This is a genomic window from Vogesella oryzagri (assembly GCF_040148885.1).
In the GTDB taxonomy this organism is placed as follows: Bacteria; Pseudomonadota; Gammaproteobacteria; order Burkholderiales; family Chromobacteriaceae; genus Vogesella; species Vogesella oryzagri.
In genome coordinates, this window is record NZ_JBEFLD010000004.1 from 259,232 (window position 1) to 277,550 (window position 18,319).

At 60.3% G+C, this 18,319-nt stretch carries 14 protein-coding genes; 8 read left to right on the forward strand and 6 right to left on the reverse strand.

Annotated elements, in window-relative coordinates; translation table 11 throughout:
• The first annotated feature begins 9 nt into the window (after positions 1-9).
• The 5 genes from ABNW52_RS08950 (at position 10) to ABNW52_RS08970 (ending at position 8,374) form a co-directional block, all read left to right on the forward strand.
• Complete coding sequence (locus tag ABNW52_RS08950) at positions 10-2,463, forward strand: acyl-CoA dehydrogenase (RefSeq protein WP_349586601.1); 2,454 nt, start codon at positions 10-12, stop codon at positions 2,461-2,463.
• A gap of 94 nt (positions 2,464-2,557) precedes the next feature.
• Positions 2,558-2,935, forward strand: coding sequence for an acyl-CoA thioesterase (locus ABNW52_RS08955; protein WP_349586604.1), 378 nt, complete (start codon positions 2,558-2,560; stop codon positions 2,933-2,935).
• A 181-nt stretch (positions 2,936-3,116) separates the two neighbouring features.
• Positions 3,117-4,517 carry an OmpP1/FadL family transporter gene (locus tag ABNW52_RS08960; protein ID WP_349586605.1) on the forward strand — a complete coding sequence of 467 codons (1,401 nt, stop codon included), beginning with the start codon at positions 3,117-3,119 and terminating at the stop codon, positions 4,515-4,517.
• Positions 4,518-4,725: 208 nt separating this feature from the next.
• The gene (locus ABNW52_RS08965) at positions 4,726-7,101 is read left to right on the forward strand and encodes a 3-hydroxyacyl-CoA dehydrogenase/enoyl-CoA hydratase family protein (protein ID WP_349586608.1); all 2,376 of its coding nucleotides are present in this window, start codon (positions 4,726-4,728) and stop codon (positions 7,099-7,101) included.
• A gap of 70 nt (positions 7,102-7,171) precedes the next feature.
• A complete protein-coding gene (locus ABNW52_RS08970) occupies positions 7,172-8,374 on the forward strand; it encodes an acetyl-CoA C-acyltransferase (protein ID WP_349586610.1) in 1,203 nt (400 codons plus the stop codon).
• A 77-nt stretch (positions 8,375-8,451) separates the two neighbouring features.
• On the opposite strand, the gene ABNW52_RS08975 is transcribed toward ABNW52_RS08970, so the two are convergent.
• The 5 genes from ABNW52_RS08975 to yjgA all read right to left on the reverse strand — a co-directional run bounded on the left by ABNW52_RS08975 (position 8,452) and on the right by yjgA (position 12,965).
• Entirely contained in the window at positions 8,452-9,972 is a 1,521-nt protein-coding gene (locus ABNW52_RS08975; protein WP_349586611.1) for a PilZ domain-containing protein, read from the reverse strand.
• Between the two features lie 87 nt (positions 9,973-10,059).
• A complete protein-coding gene (gene trpC / locus ABNW52_RS08980; RefSeq protein ID WP_349586613.1) occupies positions 10,060-10,851 on the reverse strand; it encodes an indole-3-glycerol phosphate synthase TrpC in 792 nt (263 codons plus the stop codon).
• 10 nt (positions 10,852-10,861) lie between these two features.
• Positions 10,862-11,824 carry a YheT family hydrolase gene (locus tag ABNW52_RS08985; RefSeq protein WP_349586616.1) on the reverse strand — a complete coding sequence of 321 codons (963 nt, stop codon included), beginning with the start codon at positions 11,822-11,824 and terminating at the stop codon, positions 10,862-10,864.
• Complete coding sequence (gene mog, locus ABNW52_RS08990; RefSeq protein ID WP_349586618.1) at positions 11,824-12,402, reverse strand: molybdopterin adenylyltransferase; 579 nt, start codon at positions 12,400-12,402, stop codon at positions 11,824-11,826. Before mog ends, ABNW52_RS08985 begins: the two co-directional genes overlap by 1 nt.
• Positions 12,399-12,965, reverse strand: a complete 567-nt coding sequence (gene yjgA, locus ABNW52_RS08995) for a ribosome biogenesis factor YjgA (protein WP_349586620.1) — start codon at positions 12,963-12,965, stop codon at positions 12,399-12,401. Before yjgA ends, mog begins: the two co-directional genes overlap by 4 nt.
• Before the next feature lie 102 nt (positions 12,966-13,067).
• Between yjgA and pmbA the strand changes: the two genes are divergently transcribed.
• The 3 genes from pmbA to ABNW52_RS09010 all read left to right on the forward strand — a co-directional run bounded on the left by pmbA (position 13,068) and on the right by ABNW52_RS09010 (position 16,177).
• A complete protein-coding gene (pmbA, locus tag ABNW52_RS09000; RefSeq protein ID WP_349586623.1) occupies positions 13,068-14,420 on the forward strand; it encodes a metalloprotease PmbA in 1,353 nt (450 codons plus the stop codon).
• Between the two features lie 81 nt (positions 14,421-14,501).
• Entirely contained in the window at positions 14,502-15,638 is a 1,137-nt protein-coding gene (locus ABNW52_RS09005; protein WP_349586626.1) for a patatin-like phospholipase family protein, read from the forward strand.
• A gap of 50 nt (positions 15,639-15,688) precedes the next feature.
• Complete coding sequence (locus tag ABNW52_RS09010; protein ID WP_349586628.1) at positions 15,689-16,177, forward strand: disulfide bond formation protein B; 489 nt, start codon at positions 15,689-15,691, stop codon at positions 16,175-16,177.
• Between the two features lie 88 nt (positions 16,178-16,265).
• Here ABNW52_RS09010 and ABNW52_RS09015 read toward each other — a convergent pair whose 3' ends face one another.
• Positions 16,266-18,146 (reverse strand): M3 family metallopeptidase, encoded by a 1,881-nt coding sequence (locus ABNW52_RS09015; RefSeq protein ID WP_349586630.1) that lies wholly within the window; start codon positions 18,144-18,146, stop codon positions 16,266-16,268.
• Between the last annotated feature and the right edge of the window lie 173 nt (positions 18,147-18,319).

Consider the following 18,319-nt stretch of genomic DNA (forward strand, 5'->3'; position numbering starts at 1 on the left):
TAAACCACAATGATATCTGCCGTAATTCTTGTCCTGCTGATCGGTGCGCTGGCCTATTTCCGCGCACCGGTTTTGCTCTGGACCATCGCGATTGCAGTCTGGCTGCTCAGCCTGCAATTTGTCTGGGGCTGCCAGGTCCCGGTTGCCGTGTGGGTTGTATTTGGCGTGATTACCGCCGTCCTTAACCTGCCGTTCCTGCGTCGTGCCGTGTTTACCGGCCCGGCCTTCTCCGTATTCAAGAAGATCACCCCTGCTATGTCCCAGACCGAGCAGGAAGCCATCAATGCCGGTACGGTATGGTGGGACCGTGATCTGTTCTCCGGCAAGCCGGACTGGCAGCGCCTGCTGTCGTTTCCGGATCCGAAACTGACTGCCGATGAGCAGGCGTTTCTGGATGGCCCGACCGAAGAACTGTGCAAGATGGTGGATGACTGGAAAATTACCCACGAACTGAAGGACCTGCCGCCGGAAGTGTGGCAGTTCATCAAGGACAAGGGTTTCCTCGGTATGATCGTCAAGAAGAAATACGGCGGTCTGGAGTTCTCCAACTATGCTCACGCCAAGGTGGTGACCAAGATCGCTACCCGTGGCGGCACCGCGGCAGTATCGGTGATGGTGCCCAATTCGCTCGGTCCGGGCGAGTTGCTGCAGCACTACGGTACCGAGGCGCAGAAAGACTACTATCTGCCGCGTCTGGCCAAGGGCATCGAAGTGCCGTGCTTTGCGCTGACCAGTCCGTATGCTGGCTCTGACGCCGGCGCCATTCCTGACTTCGGTATTGTCTGCCGTGGCTCCTATACCGATCCGCGTAGCGGCCAACGTTTTGACGACGTACTCGGCCTGCGCGTGAGCTGGGAAAAGCGCTGGATCACGCTGGCGCCGGTCGCCACCATTCTGGGCCTGGCGTTCAAGATGTACGATCCAGATCATCTGTTGGGCGACAAGGAAGATATCGGCATCACCTGCGCGCTGGTACCGACCGAACACGAGGGGGTTTGTATCGGTCGCCGCCACTTCCCGGGCGGCGCCGCGTTCATGAATGGCCCGACCTGGGGCAAGGATGTGTTCATCCCGCTGGAGTGGATCATCGGCGGTCGCGAGTATGCCGGTCAGGGCTGGCGCATGCTGGTCGAATGTCTGTCGGTTGGCCGCTGCATCTCGCTGCCGGCGATGTCGGTAGCCTCTGGCAAGGTGGCGTCTTACACCACCGGTGCCTATGCCCGTATCCGCGACCAGTTCGGCCTGTCGATCGGCAAGTTCGAGGGCGTGGATGAGGCGATGGCACGCATCGGTGGTTTTACCTATCAGATGGAAGCGTCGCAGGATCTGGCGTTGACCGGCCTGGATAGTGGCGAAAAGCCGTCGGTGCTGTCCGCCGTGCTGAAGTACCACAATACTGAACGCATGCGTAAGGCACTGAATGACGCCATGGATGTACATGGCGGCAAGGCGGTGGTGCTTGGCCCGCGCAATTACCTGGCGCGTGCCTACCAGGCCATTCCGATTGCCATTACCGTGGAAGGCGCCAACATCCTCACCCGCTCGATGATCATCTACGGACAGGGGGCAATTCGCTGTCATCCGTTCGTGCTGCGCGAAATCAAGGCGGCAATGAGCAACGACGGCGCCGAATTCGATAAGGCCATCACTGGTCATATCAACTTTGTGATCAGCAATGTGTTCCGCTCGCTGTGGATGGGTCTGACTGGTGCCAAACTCGTAGGCAGCCCGAAGGGCGGGGAAGTGGCGACTTACTATAAGCAGCTGACTCGTTTCTCCAGTGCTTTCGCGTTGTTGTCGGACATGGCAATGTTTAGCCTGGGCGGCTCGCTGAAGTTCCGTGAGAAGCTGTCTGCCCGTCTGGGGGATATGCTGTCCAATCTGTATATCGCCTCTGCCTGCCTGAAGCGCTTTGAGCGCGATGGCGCACCGAAGGAGGATCTGCCGGTGCTGAAATGGGCTGTGGAAATGGCACTGTATGATCTGCAGCAGGCGATGGATGGCTTCCTGGCCAACCTGCCGAGCCGAACGTTGGCCGCAGTGTTGCGCAAGGTCATCTTCCCGTGGGGTCTTACCCTCAAACCGGCCAACGACCGTATCGGCACCCAGGTGGCACGTAGCCTGATGGAACTGGGGCCGACCCGGGATCGCCTGACTCGCGGCATGTTTGTGTCGCAGGATGAGTCCGACCCGGTAGGCGTGCTGGTGCCGGCACTGAAGGCGATGCTGGAAACCGAGCCGGTAGAGCAGAAGCTGCGCAAGCTGGCACGCGACGGCCAGTTCAAGTCGGTTACCGCGCGCGAGCGCCTAGCGGAAGCGTTGCAGAGTGGTGTCATCACTCAGGTCGAGTTTGATGCGGTTAGCCGCGCCCGCAAGCTCAAGCGTGATGTCATCATGGTGGACGACTTCGACATGAAGCTGGAGCAGCCTGATGCAGGCTTGTTGCAGCGCCTGATTTTCTGATCCGATTAAGGCGCTAGCATTGGGGCGGCCACCCGGCCGCTCTTCTGCCGATGTCGTTTTACACTGGGTAGAACGACATCTGGAGGAGTGTGCAATGCAAGACGTAGTGCAAGGAACAAATCGACAGCCGGTTCTGCGTGTACGCGCTGAAGTGCATGGCACCAACGTGTATGGACGAGTGCACATGGGCTGGCTGATGGGGCAGATCGACCTGGCTGGCTCGGCCGTAGCTGAAAGGCTGGCTGGCGGGCAGGTGACTACCGTGGCGATAAATGCCTTTCAGTTTGCCAATCCAATTCAATTGGGGGATTTTGTCTCTATCTATGCGGACAAGCTGCGGTTGGGGCAGAAGTCCGTCACGCTCAAAATCACCGTAGAAACCGAGCGCATGAACGGTGACATTCTGCCGGTCACCGAGCTGATTTCTACCTATGTCGCTATCGATACCGATGGCCGTTCTCGCCTGATCTGAGGCGGTGTTTTCTGTGCAATTTGTGAGTGCTGTCGTACTGTGGTTTCTATGAAACGATTGTTTGGAACAAATGCTCGAAATTTCTTGAATTGGGTATCGACTCTGATACCATCTTCGACAGATCGGACAAAACAATACGATCAAGACAGCACCATAAATAACGCACAGAGGGATTAACACCATGCAACTCAAGCGCCTGACTCTTTCAGTGATGATGATGGGGGCTTCCGCTGCTGTCATGGCATCGGGCTATCACTTCGGCACTCAATCGGTAAGTTCGCAATCCACCGCCAACGCCAGTGCCGCCGAAGCTGCCGATGCTTCTACTATCTTCTACAACGCCGCCGGCATGACCAAGCTGGACGGCACTAACTTCTCTGGTGCGCTGAACCTAGTAGCGCCGAGTGTCGAGTACAGTAATGCGAGCGGCACTTACTGGAACGATGGTGATAACAACCCATCGACGCCACGCACCCAGGGCGGCGCGATCCGTGGTAGCACTAACGGCAAACTGACAGACGACTTGGTTGCCGTTCCGCACCTGTATCTGACACGCCAACTGAATAACAGACTGTTTGCCGGCTTGGGCATCTACGTGCCATATGCATCGGAAACCGAATACGACCGCACCTCCGTGTTGCGTTACAACCTGAACGCAACCGCACTGAAAACCATCGACATCAATCCGACCTTGGCTTTTAAGCTGAATGATCAGCATTCGGTGGCTGCCGGTGTGATCGCCCAGCATGCCCAGGCGTCGTTGCGCCAGTACGCCAACTTCGGTGCACCCTTCGGCAACGGCAGTCATGACGGTTTTGCGGAAGTGGATGGTGACGACTGGGGCTATGGCTATAACCTGGCCTGGATGTGGGATATCGACGGCAACACCCGTGTCGGCCTTAATTATCGTTCCAAGATCGATCACAATCTGGCTGGCACTGCGAAGTGGCAGCGCGGGACAGATATGTTCTTGGGTGCGGGCGGTGCTCCTGGTGTTGTGGCAAACCTGGTGAAATCGGTTTTCCCGGATGAAGAAGCGGCAAATATCAAAATTACCACGCCGGAGTCGCTGTCCTTGCATGCCATGCGCAAGCTGGATCCGAAGGTAACTCTGTTTGGTGACTTGACGTGGACCAAGCACTCCCGTTTTTCCACCGCTCAGTTGAAGTACGCAACCAGCAAGGCGAGTGCAAAACAGTCGGATACCACTTACCTGAATCCGGCCTGGAAGGACACTTACAAGCTCTCCTTGGGTGCCTCTTACCAGTACAGCGATGCCCTGCAACTGCGTACCGGTGTGGCCTACGACAAGTCACCAGTACCGGATGATGATCACCGCCTAGCTACTCTGCCAGACAATGACCGTATCTGGCTGTCGTTTGGTGGAGGTTATAACCTGAGCAAGGCATCTTCCATTGATCTTGCCTACAGCTATATTTTCATCAAAGATGCCAAGGCAAATGTTGATGGTCGCTGCCTGACTCAGGGTCACACTACCTGTGTTTCCAGCCAGACTACCGGCACTGCCGATTACAAATCCCATGCACAGATTCTGGGCGTTCAGTACAACTACAAGTTCTAAGCTTCATTGCAGTCTTGCGGCCAACCTTTGGGTTGGTCGCAACAACACGGTAGCGACTGCCGTGTTTTTTTAAGGGAAATGCTGAACCGTTGTTCAGCTATTTGGTCGATGCCCAGCACCGTCCATTGAAACCCTTGGCAGGCCGACCCGGAACCTATAATCCGAGAGGCCTTCACCATGTTTGTTCGTCAAGACAACCGAGGAAACCATGTCTCAAACCAAATTCATCGTACGCAAGGTTGCCGTGCTCGGCGCCGGCGTGATGGGGGCGCAGATCGCCGCTCATCTGGTTAATGCCAAGGTGCCAACCGTGCTGTTCGACCTGCCCGCCAAGGAAGGTCCGAAGAGTGCGATTGCGCTGAAAGCAATCGAGGGCCTGAAAAAGCTCAAGCCGTCCCCGCTGTCCAGCAAGGATGCGGTGAATTTCATCCAGCCGGCCAACTATGAAGAGCATCTGCACCTGCTGCAGGACTGCGACCTGGTGATCGAGGCGATTGCCGAGCGTATGGACTGGAAGGCTGACCTCTACGCCAAGGTGGCGCCGCACCTGGGGGCGCAGACCATTTTTGCGACCAACACCTCCGGGCTGTCGATCAATAAGCTGGCCGATTCGCTGTCCGCCGAATTGAAGCCACGTTTCTGCGGCGTGCATTTCTTCAACCCGCCGCGTTACATGCACCTGGTCGAAATCATCCCGTGCGTGGGTTCCGACGCAGCGATGCTGGATAACCTGGAGCGCTTCCTGGTCACCACGCTGGGCAAGGGTGTGGTGCGTGCCAAGGACACCCCTAACTTCGTGGCCAACCGCATCGGCGTGTTCTCGATGCTGGCCACCATTGCCAATGCCGAGAAGTTCGGCATCCGCTTCGATGTGGTGGATGACCTGACCGGCCCGCGCCTGGGTCGCCCGAAGTCCGCCACCTTCCGTACCGCCGACGTGGTGGGGCTGGATACCTTCGCCCACGTGGTGAAGACCATGGACGACACGCTGCCGAATGACCCGTGGCATGGCCTGTTCAAGTCGCCGGAATGGCTGCAGAAGCTAATTGCCGCCGGTGCGCTGGGTGCCAAGACCAAGGCCGGCATCTACAAGAAGGACGGCAAGCAGATGTTCGTGCTCGACCCGGTGGCGGGCGAGTACGTCGGTAGTGGCCAGAAGGGTGACGACGCGGTCAAGGACATCCTGAAGATCGCCAACCCGGCGGAAAAATTCCAGAAGCTGCGCGATAGCGAGCACCCGCAGGCACAATTCCTGTGGGCCTGCTTCCGCGACGTGTTCCATTACATCGCCTATCACCTGGGCGATATCGCCAACTGCGCCCGCGACGTGGATTTCGCCATCCGCTGGGGTTTTGGCTGGAGCGTGGGCCCATTCGAGACCTGGCAGGCTGCCGGCTGGCAGCAAGTGGCCAAGTGGATCGAGGAAGACATCGAGGCCGGCAAGTCGCTGGTTGCGGCCAACCTGCCGGCATGGGCGCTGCAGGCGGATCGCGCCGGCGTGCACTTTGCCGATGGCTCCTACGATGCCGCCGCTGGCAAACTGGTTGGCCGCAGCACGCTGGACGTGTACCAGCGCCAGCTGGCCCCGGCCAAGGTACTGGGCGAGCTGAGTGCCCCGCTGGGTGAAACCGTCTTCGAGAACGACGGCGTGCGTGCCTTCACCACTGGTGATGGCGTGCTGGTGGTGTCGTTCAAATCCAAGGCACATGCCATCGGTCCAGATGTGATCGACGGTCTGAACACCGCTATCGATATCGCCGAAGCCCGCTTCAAGGGACTGGTGATCTGGCAGACCGAGGAACCGTTCTCTGTTGGTGCCGACCTGACCTCGATGATGCCGGCGTTCATGATGGGTGACTGGGATGCCATTGACGCCACCGTGCGCCGCTTCCAGGACACCTCCATGCGTCTGCGCTACAGCCAGATTCCGACCATTGCCGCGACGCAGGGCTATGTATTCGGCGGCGGTTGCGAGTTTGCCATGCACTGCGACAAGACCGTGGCCGCGCTGGAATCGTATGTCGGCCTGGTGGAAGTCGGTGTCGGCCTGCTGCCGGGCGGTGGCGGTTGCAAGGAGTTTGCCTTCCGTGCGGCACAGGAAGCCCGTGGCGATGTGCTGGCAGCACTGAAGGATTACTTCATGGCGGTGGCAACGGCCAAGGTGGCCACCAGCGGCCACGAAGCACAGGAAATCGGCTTCTTCCGTCAGGGTGACAGCGTAGTCTTCAACGCCTACGAACTGTTGCACGTTGCCAAGCAGCAGGCGGTCGCGCTGGCCGAATCCGGCTACCGTCCGCCGATGCGTGGCGCCACCTTCCCGGTGGCCGGTCGTGCCGGTGCCGCTTCCATCAAGGGCCAGCTGGTGAACATGATGGAAGGCAACTTCATCAGCAAGCACGACTTCTTCATCTCCGGCCTGATCGCCGATGTGATGACCGGCGGTGACGTGGAGCAGGGCACGCTGGTAAACGAACAGTGGCTGCTGGATCTGGAACGCAAGGCCTTCATGACCCTGCTGAAGACCAGCAAGACCCAGGATCGCATCGCCAATATGCTGACCACCGGCAAGCCGCTGCGTAACTGATAGCAGCCAGAATATCGGCAGGCTGGCGTGGCTGAGGGGCTTGCCCGCCTGCCATCAGGAGAATTGCAAAATGGTTAAACAAGTACAAGAAGCTTACATCGTTGCGGCAACCCGCACCCCGGTAGGCAAGGCGCCGCGCGGTATGATGCGCCACGTGCGCCCGGATGACATGCTGGCGCACGTGATTACCGGCGCGCTGGCGCAGGTGCCAACGCTGGACCCGAAACTGATTTCCGACTGCGTAGTGGGCTGCGCCTTCCCGGAGGCGGAGCAGGGTCTGAACATGGCGCGTATTGGCGTGCTGCTGGCCGGTCTGCCGGATACCGTGGGCGGTATCACCATCAACCGCTACTGCTCGTCCGGCATCAACGCGGTGCAAATCGCCGCCGACCGTATCCGCATGGGTGAGGCCGACGTGGTGATCGCCGCCGGTTCCGAATCGATGTCGATGGTGCCGATGATGGGCAATAAGGTATCGCTGAACCCGGCCGTGTTCGCTAAGGACGAGAACTACGCCATTGCCTACGGCATGGGCCTGACCGCTGAAAAAGTAGCGCAGCAGTGGGGCGTGTCGCGTGAAGATCAGGATGCTTTCGCCGTAGAGTCCCATCGTCGTGCGCTGGCGGCCATCGATGGGGGTAAGTTCAAGCACGAGATCACACCGCTGGAGGTGACCTATCGCACGCCGAACCTGGAAAGCGGCGAGGTAATCAGCAAGACCCGCGTGCTGGATACCGATGAAGGTCCTCGTCGTGAAACCACGCTGGATGGCCTAGCCAAACTGAAAACCGTGTTCGATGCTAAGGGAAGCGTCACCGCCGGCAACTCCTCGCAGATGTCCGATGGTGCCGGTGCGGTGATTCTGGTTTCTGAGCGGGTGCTGAAAGAGTTCAACCTGACCCCGCTGGCACGCTATGTGACGTTCTCGGTGAAGGGTGTGCCGCCGGAAATCATGGGCATCGGTCCGAAAGAGGCGATTCCGGCCGCGTTGAAGCAGGCGGGGCTGGCGCAGGACGATCTGAAATGGATTGAACTGAACGAGGCATTTGCCGCGCAGGCTCTGGCCGTGGCGCGTGATCTGGAGCTGGATATGTCCCGGGTGAACCCACACGGCGGCGCCATTGCCCTGGGACACCCGCTGGGTGCAACCGGTGCCATCCGCACCGCCACCCTGATCCACGGTATGCGCGACGCTGGCATGCAGGGCCATGGCATGGTAACCATGTGCATCGGTACCGGCATGGGTGCGGCCGGCATCATCGAAGTGCTGTAAATGGTGTGCGGCCAACCTTACGGTTGGCCGACAAAAAAGCCCGGCAAGTTGCCGGGCTTTTTCATTGCGGCTGCCGCTTAGCTGGTGAGCCGCTCCAGGGTGTCAAACTCCACTTGCTGGCAGTCTTCGTGACTGGCGACCAGCTCCGTGATGCGGATCTGGTAGGACTTGCCATTGGCGGACAGGCTCAGCACGCCACTGCCGCTGGACAACTTGTTTGGCACCAGGAACACCCGCCGCCCGCCGCGGGTGTTGTTCTGGGTGATGTAGATGCCGTTAAACGGCGTGCTGTTGATGCTTTCGCTCAATTGCACCGGCAACGGCATATTGCCCAATAGCTCCACGCCCACCTTGGTGCCGCCCTCGCTAAGACGCTGCACCCGGCGGATGATGCCCAGCTGCGCAGGTTGGCCGCGGGTGCCAATCCAGATGGTGCGACCGATCAGCAGGCCGTCCACATCCCGCCCCAGGTAGGTCATGCCGACGCCGGCCTCGCTGGAGTCGGTGACGCGCCACTCGTCGCTGAACTGCTCATCGCCCAGCGGTACATTGCGGCTCAGTCGCAGGTGATGGGCAATGCGCTCGAAGCCGACTTCCACTTTTGCCATGCTGCTGGCGGTCAGCCGCTCGTGGCGGCGCATGGATTTGCCACCATCCTGCGACCAGCGGGTGGACAGTTTTTGCAGCAGGCCGCGCCAGGTTTCAGCCGGCATGGACGGTAGCGCCCGTTTGAAATTAGCCGGCACTTCCTGATCAAAATCGAGAATCAGGTCTGCCAAGCGGTTAACCACCGCATCGCCGGACCAGAAGCGGCAGCCTTTGCCCAGTGTGCCGCGACGCAGCAGTTGCGGCGCCGCTGGCAGATCCAGGTTGATGACATATTGGAAGTCGCTGTTGCTGGCATTCGGCGCCAGGCTGACATCGTCCACCAGCCGTGACAGCATCAGGTGGATGGCCTCGATCTCAATGGGCACCAGATTGTCGGTTTGCGCCAGATGCAGCATGGCGGCCTGAATCAGCATGCGCTCCGGGGTAATGCTCTCGGCGTCCGGCTGATACAGGGTGATCGGTTTTTGCTGGAAGCCGGCCTGCTCGATCAGGGAGTACAGCCGGTAGGCTTGCAACCAGGTAGAGCCATCGGCGTGGATGTAGCGCAGCGCGCTCCAGCGGATCAGGCTGAGCTGGTGGTGCAGGGCGCGCCCGGCGGCCAGCTCCAGCGTCGGCGTCATCTGTGGGGTTTTGCTGTTCTGGCTTTGCCGCAGGCACAGCTGGTAACCGTTGGTCAGCTCGGTCCAGTAGGCCAGAATGGTCGGCAGATAGGTGCGGGCACGCGGCACGCCGGCCAGGTAGTCCAGGCACAGATGATGGTGGATGGAGGCAGAGTGCGTGTCCACATACAACAAGGTGTTGATGCGGTCCTTGAAGGTAACGCTGACATCCTTGTTGATGCGTGCCACGGCCTTGATGATTTCTACCAGCGCAGGTCGGCTGTCCATGGTCGGCAGGGTGTTTACCAGCCGGGTCGCTGACTCGGTGGTATCTGCGCTGGGTCTTCTGCCGCCGGAGACGGCGCGGAATATGGCTTTCAGGTCGATCATGGGGCGTTTTTCACCGTCGGCTCTGGCCTATGTCTGCATGGTAGATGAAGACTGTTGCTGCTTGGCATAAAACTATGTGGCCCGTGCTCAGAAAAACATTCTGGCGAGTCCGGCACCTGGGTCCTGTTCGCGCATGAAGGCTTCTCCCACCAGGAAAGTATGTACCTGATTGTCACGCATCAGGGCGACATCTTGCTGAGTGAGGATGCCACTTTCGGTAACGGCGATGCGATCCGCGCCAATGACCGGCAACAGTCGCAGGGTAGTGTCCAGATTTACTTCAAAAGTGCGCAGATTGCGGTTGTTGACGCCAACCAGTGGTGTTTTCAGATGCAGTGCGACTTCCAGCTCATGCTCATCGTGCACCTCCACTAGTACCGCCATGCCCAGTTCGTGCGCCAGCGCTTCGAAATCCTGCATCTGTGGCAGCGACAAGGCGGCGGCAATCAGCAGGATGCAGTCGGCGCCAATGGCTCCGGCTTCCACGATCTGATACTCGTCCACCATGAAGTCCTTGCGCAGTACCGGCAACTGGCAGGCGCCGCGGGCTGCCACCAGGTAGTCTTCATGCCCCTGGAAGTAGGGGGCATCGGTCAGCACCGACAGGCAAGCGGCGCCGGCAGCGGCGTAACTCTGTGCGATAGCGGCCGGGTCGAAATCGGCGCGGATCACACCCTTGCTGGGACTGGCCTTTTTCACTTCCGCGATTACTGCCGGCAGGCCCTGGGCGTGCTTGGCGCGTATGGCGCCGACAAAGTCGCGGCAGTCGCTGCGACGCGCTTCGGCTTCGCTACGCAAGCTGCTGAGCGAGCGTTGCGGACGGCGCTGGGCGACTTCCTGGATTTTGGTGGCGCAGATTTTGGTAAGGATGTCAGACATAGCCAAGCTTTCAGTCGCCGCCACGGGCGGGCAAATAGTTATCGAAAAATCCTAGCAGACGTTGCGGTAGCCAGTCGAGCCGGCCGGGAAACGGGCCGGTGGCGAAGCCGACGTGTCCGCCACGCTCCGGCAACTCCAGTGTCACCGCCGGGCTGACTTCGTCGGCAGCGGGCAGGGCGCTGGGGGGTAAAAACGGGTCGTTACGCGCATTCAGCAACAAGGTTGGCCGCATGATGCTGCCCAGTACCGGCTTGCTGCTGGCGCGGGCCCAGTAGTCTCGCACATCGCGATAGCCGTGCAGCGGCGCGGTCACGATATTGTCGAACTGGGCAAAGGTGCGGGCGCGGCGCACGGCTTCGGCATCGAACAATTGCGGATGATGTTGCAGCTGACGCAGCGACTTGGGTTTCAGGGTGCCAAGGAACATGCGGGTGTACAGCCACTTGCCCAGCCCGCGATCCAGCCGGGTGCTGGCAGCGGCAAGATCCAGCGGCACCGAAATCGCCGCGGCGGCCAGCGGCAGCGCCGCGCCGCCCCATTCACCAAGGTAGTGCAACAACATGCTGCCACCCAGCGAGACACCGGCGGCAAACAGCTGCGGCTGCTCGGTGGCCAGGCGCTGCAAGATCCAGTCTATTTCGGCCGAGTCACCTGCGTGATAGGCGCGTGGCTGGCGGTTTTCCAGGCCGCCACAGCCGCGAAAATGCGGCACCGCGCCGTGCCAACCACGGGCTTGTACTTCACGCATCAATGCAATGGCATAGTGGCTGTGACTGCTGCCCTCCAGGCCGTGAAACAACACCACCAGCGGCGTGCCCGGCTGGCCATCGACACGGTCGACAACAATTTCACCGCCATCAGGCGTTGGCCATACTTCACGCCGATAAGCCGGCACCTGCTGCCGGATGAACAGCGCTGGCCAGATGGTGTCGGCATGGCTGCCGTGCAACCACCGCGGAGCCTGATAGCGCATCAGGCCTGTGGTTTGATCGCGGATTTCGGACGGAAAGCCTTGACGACCTCCGGCCGGGTTTCGACATACGGGCCGCCAATCAGGTCCAGGCAGTAGGGTACGGCGGCAAAAATGCCGGGCACTGTAACGCTGCCTTCTTCGCGCAGGCCTTCCAGCGTTTCGCGGATCGCCTTGGGCTGCCCCGGCAGGTTGAGAATCAGGCTCTGCTTGCGGATAACACCGACCTGGCGCGACAGGATGGCAGTCGGCACAAATTTCAGGCTGATCTGGCGCATCTGCTCGCCAAAGCCGGGCATCACGCGGTCGGCGACGGCCAGGGTGGCTTCCGGTGTCACATCGCGCGGCGAAGGCCCAGTGCCGCCGGTGGTCAGTACCAGGTGGCAGCCTTCCTCGTCCACCAGCTGCTGCAGCGTGGCTTCGATTTGCGGCTGCTCATCCGGAATCAGGCGGGTAACCGTTTCGAACGGGGAGGAGATCGCCAGCGCCAGCCAGTCCACTAGCGCAGGGATGCCCTTGTCTTCGTAGACGCCCTGACTGGCGCGATCGGAAATGGATACCAGCCCGATTTTCAGTGTCATGCCTGTTCGTCCTCGCTATCGAAGTCTTCTTCTGCCGCATTTTTCTGCTTGCCCTGCTGCGGGATCAGATCCTTGACCATCTGGAACAGCAAACGCGCTGCCTTGGGGGCCTTTTCCTCGCTGCGTTCCTTGCGGGCATTGCGCACGGTGGTGCGCAGCTGCTGCACGTCCACGTCCGGAAATTCAGTAATGAACTGCTGCACATGCTTGTCGTCTTCCAGCATGCGTTCACGCCAGCGTTCCAGCAGATGCAGCCAGTTGGTGTGGGCGCTGGCGTCGCCACGCAGCGCGGCCAGTTTTTCTTCGATCGGCGCCGGGTCGATGCCGCGCATCAGTTTGCCGATGTACTGCAGCTGGCGGCGCTTGGCGCCGTTAGCGTTAAAGCGCTGGTAGTCCAGTACGGCAACCAGTAGCTGCTCGTCCAGCTCCATTTTCTTGAGCTTGGCGGCCGGCAGTTCGGTCAGCTCGCGGCCCAGATCCTGCAGGGCTTCGCTGTCGCGCTTGAGCTGGGATCGGCTGGGCGGCAGACCGTTTTCGTCTTCGTTAAGGTAATCAGTAGCCATTGGTAAAGCTTGCTTAAAGTGTCAAGCTGGTATGATACCGGAAATCACCTCTGCACGGCCGCCTGAGCAAGGCGTGTGACGTGCTTCACGCGGAAAACGGATATGTCAGAACAGATTTTTTCTTACAGCGAATCGGACCTGGAAAACATCGTTGGCCGCATGCTCGACCTGGCGAGCAGTGGTGGCGCGACGGCGGCGGAAGTTGATGTGTCGGAAAGCTGCGGCCAGAACGTGTCGGTACGGCTGGCAGAAGTGGAAACCATCGAATACAACCGCGACAAGGGTGTCTCGCTGACGGTGTACATCGGCCAGAAGAAAGGCCACGCCAGCACTTCCGATTTCTCCGACAAGGCGCTGGCCGACACGGTGGCCGCGGCACTGAATATCGCGCGCTACACCGCCGAGGACGACTGCGCCGGCCTTGCCGACCCAGCGTTGCTGTTCAATCCGGCCAATGCTCGCGATCTGGATCTATACCATCCGTGGGCGTTGCCGGTAGAGCGCGCCATCGACATCGCCCGCGAATGCGAAGACGCCGCCCGCTCGGTGGATGCGCGTATCAGCAACTCGGAAGGCGGCAGCGTATCCAGTCACGTCAGCCGGCATTGCTACGCCAACAGCAATGGTTTTGTCGGCAGCCAGTCCACCTCGCGCCACAGCCTGTCGGCGGCGGTGGTGGCGGCCGGTGGCGACAGCATGCAGCGCGATTACTGGTACAGCAGCGCCCGCCACCCGGACGACTTGCTGGCCGCCGCCGAGGTTGGCCGCATCGCCGGCGAGCGCACGGTGCGCCGCCTGGATGGCCGCCGGGTGAAAACCGGGCAGTACCCGGTGCTGTTCGAAGCGCCGGTGGCCGGTGGCCTGCTGTCCAGCCTGGTGCAAGCGGTAAGCGGCGGTAGCCTGTATCGCAAATCCAGCTTCCTGATGGATTCACTGGGCACCCAGGTGGCGGCGCCGATGCTGAATGTCAGCGAAGACCCGTTCGTGTTGCGCGGCCTGGCCAGCGGCTGTTACGACGAAGAGGGCGTGGCCACCCAGCAGCGCGAGCTGGTCAGCAACGGCGTGCTGCAAGGCTATTTCCTGGGCAGTTATTCCGCGCGCAAACTGGGCATGCAAAGTACCGGCCACGCCGGCGGCGCACACAATCTACTGGTGCGGCCAACCTTGAGCGGTGGCCTGCCGGCACTGCTGCAACGCATGGGCACCGGCCTGCTGATAACCGAGCTGATGGGGCACGGCGTCAATATGGTGACCGGTGACTACTCGCGCGGCGCCAGCGGCTTCTGGGTGGAAAACGGCGTGGTCGCCTACCCGGTGGAAGAGTTCACCATTGCCGGTAATTTGCGCGACATGCTGCTGCACATCGATGCCATCGGCGACGACATCGATCGTCGCGGCAGCCGTTACATGGGCTCGGTGTTGCTGGGAAAAATGATGGTGGCCGGCGAAGCCTGAATGTCATGCCCGGCCTGCTGATAAGCGGGCCGTTTTAACTCCTGATGCTGTTCCATAATGAGAAAAAACAGGGGAGGGATCATGACAAAGCCTGCAGTTGGACTGGTGCTGGCTGGTGGCGGGGCACGGGCCGCATATCAGGTAGGGGTGTTGATGGCGGTGGCGCACATGCTGCCGCGCAACGACGGCAATCCATTCCCCATTATCAGCGGCACTTCGGCCGGGGCGATCAACGCCGTGGGGCTGGCCGCAGGCGCCATGCACTTTCGGCGTGCGACCGCCTTTCTGGCCAAGATGTGGAAAGGGCTGCACGTAACCGATGTCTACCGTGCCGACTGGCCCTTTTTTGCTCGCGCCTTTCTGCAATGGGGTGGTTCAGTATTTACCGGCGGCAAACTGGTGCACAACCCGGCCAGCTTTCTGGACAGCGCGCCGTTGCGCGACCTGCTCGGTCGCTCGGTGCAGTTTGCCGGGGTGTCGCAATCCATTGAGCGTGGCGATCTGCGCGCGCTGTCGTTAACCGCCTCCTGCTATACCACCGGGCAGTCCGTCAGTTTTTTTGAGGGTGCTTCGGACATTGACGAGTGGAGCCGGCATCAGCGGCTGGGCGTGCGGGAGCGCATCGGTGTGGACCACCTGATGGCGACCTCGGCCATCCCGCTGATTTTCCCTGCCGCCACCATCGACGGGCGCTTCTATTGCGACGGCGCCATTCGGCAGATGGCACCGTTGTCGCCGGCGCTGCATCTTGGCGCCGAGCGCCTGTTTGTCATCGGATTGCACTCTGCGCAGCGGCAGCGCGCCGAACGGCGGATGCAGTCCGACCGCCCGACGCTGGCCACGATTTTCGGCCATCTGCTCAACAGCGTGTTTTTCGATAGCATGGAAGCAGACATGGAGCGCCTGACACGGGTGAATCACACGGTGTCACTGATTGATGAGCACGTACGCAGCAGCGGCCGTACCCAGTTGAAGCGGGTGGAGGTTTTCAATATCTCGCCCAGCGTGTCGCTGGAGGCTATTGCCTTCAAGCATGTTCGCAGCTTTCCACCGGCCATGCGCTTTCTGCTGCGTGGTGCCGGGGCGATGCGCCAGCGTGGCTCGGTATTGGCCAGTTATCTGCTGTTCGAACCGGCGTACTGCAAAGAACTTATCGAGCTGGGTTATCGCGATGCCATGACGCGCCAGGTCGAGATTTTGAATTTTTTGAAGAACTGACGGTCTGTATTGCCGGCAACAAGATCAATGTAATGCGTTAAAGGGGAAACATGAAACTGAGTCAACGGCAGGGATTTGCCGCAATTGCGGTGGTTTGTGCGGCGGCGATGGGTTATGCGCTGTATGCGCAGCATGTATTGGGGCTGGAGCCATGTCCGCTCTGTATCTTTCAGCGGGTAGGCATCATCGCGACCGGGATACTGGCGGCACTGTTTGCCTTGATCAACCCCCGCCAATGGGCGGCCAAGTTGGCCGCATTGCTGGTCGGGCTGGCAGCGTTGGCAGGCGGGGCGGTGTCGGCATGGCACGTTTACCTACAGCACCTGCCCAAGGATCAGGTGCCGGCTTGCGGCCCGGGGCTGGATTTCATGCTGGAAACCTTGCCGCTGTCGCAGGTGCTGGCCACGGTATTCAAGGGCAGCGGCGAATGCGCGGAAATTAACTGGGTGTTTCTGGGACAGTCGATGCCGCTGTGGACCGGGCTGCTGTTCTTGGCGCTGATTGCTGCTGCACTATGGAATGGCTGGCGCAAGGCGTAAGCCTCCGGTCGCCAGTTGCCTGGCGGCTGCACTGGCACCTAATAAAAACACCCCGCGAGATGCGGGGTGTTTTTATTAGCGCAACGGTTCAGTTGGCCGCATTTTGTTGCGCTGTTGCCGGATAGCGCTGGGCGATTGCCGCTTCGAATTGTCGGCACATGTCCTCATCGGACAGTGCATTGTCCGCCAGTAGTTCATTGCCATCCACCACGCGAATCACGGCTGCCAGCGTGGCTGGATAGTCCTGCGGGTAACGGCGCGTTTTCGCTGCGGCCATGCTGCCTTGCGCACTCTGCCACGCTTGCGCGCTGCTCTGGTTGCAGGCATACGCCAGATGACGGGCACTGAAGCCTTCACCGGTCAGACTACGCAGCGTGGCATCGTGGTTGATGCTGTTGCCGGGTGCCCAGTAGTGCTGTGCCAGCAGTGGGCCGATGGCCGGGTTGTCCGCCAGGTAGCCAAAGCGCTGCAGGAAGTAAGCACGGGTCTGATAGACCGCCATATTGGCCAGCAGGTAGCCGTGATAGGCGGCGGCGGACTCCTGATTGAGCAGGTGTGGAATAGCCAGCAGCGGGCGCGGGCTGTCCACGCCCAGAATCTGTTGCTCGGTGCCGCGTGCCAGTGCCAGTACGTTGGCCGCAGTCAGCTCGCTGTCACTCAGCTGGTACAGCGCGCGTTCAAAGTAGCCAACTACGGCCAGCATCCGTTCATTAAAGGCGCGAAACGGCTGGCTGCTCTCGATGCGGGCTCGAATCAGCTCATCCGGCATGGTTTCGCCGCTGGCCTTGACGGCATAGCGTTTCAACCAATCGGCATCGTCCAGCAGGCTATCGCAAAACATCGACTGTGTTTCGGCATACGCCATCGAGGTGGGAGCGAACTCCTGCGAGAAGCAGGGTGAATTCTGGGTGACGTTGGCAAAGTGCGCAGCGTGCCCGCCTTCGTGGAATAGGGTGTTGATGGCTCGGTGGCCGCTACCCACCTGGTCCGGCTTGGCTTCGGCGGTAAAGTTGATCTGCCCGGCAATCCAGTTGCCGTTACGATCGTAAAAAGTGGGGATTGGGCCATGGCAGAAGCCGTTCTGGTATTTTCCCTTGCGCTCCAGCAGGTCCAGCTGCAGCGTGGCGCCGCGATAGGTGATGCCCAGACGGCGGAAGCTTTGCACCCAGCGGCGCAGCGCCTGCGAAAAGGGCAAGTATGGATCCATCTGACGGACCACATCGCCGCTCATGTGGTAGCGTATGTTCCACGGCAGCGTGGCCTCGGCACCATGCTGCGCCTGTAGCTGCGTCAAACCACGCTGATTGGCGTCGCGAGTGCCCACCTCGAAGTCATCCAGAATGGTAAACAGCTGCACCGAGCTCATCTGCTCGTTTTTGTGCACCTTGTAGTCAAAGTAGTTGGCGAACCCCAGTGCGCGGGCCAGTCGGTTGCGCAGGCGCACGATCTCGATAAAACCATTATCCAGCACCCACTGTTCCAGCTGGCGGAAGGCGTCGTAAGAGCTCTTGCGCCACTCGGCGCAGCTGTTCAGGCTGATATTGGTCGCCAACATGCCCAGTGTGGCGTCCTCTTCCTCGCCCAGTTCGTTGCGGTGCCGCAAGACCAGCTCGCGCTTGCGGGCGAACAGTGCCGCCTCGGCGTCGATCAGTTCTGCCATTAGCTGGCGAGCAACATCGTTGTCGATGATGTTGGCTTCAAACAGCGCCAACCAGCCCTCCAAACCATGCAACAGCGCATCACGCTCGGTGCTGGCGGGCAGCGCGCGGGCGGCGGCCAACTGTTCGCGGGTCTGCGCCAGCTTTTGCGGACTGGAGATGAAATCCTTGAATGCCTGTTCGGCGCGGGCAAAGCCGGCGTGATCGTCGCTGGTGGCCATATAGGTGGCCCAGAACAGGTCTTCCTTGGTCTTGTGAATCTGCAGGTAATCCTGGTTCAGCTGATCAAAGAATGCTTGCGGTGTGGTCATGATGTTTTCTGAGGCTAGTGGCTAGGTTGCTAGCTTACGCCAAAGACATGACTTGTTCTGTTGCCGGCTGGTGATTTGCCCGAAAGGGCAGGTGAAAAGCAAAAAGCCTTTCCATGAGAAAAGGCTTGCATGATGTTGGCGGAGCGGACGGGACTCGAACCCGCGACCCCCGG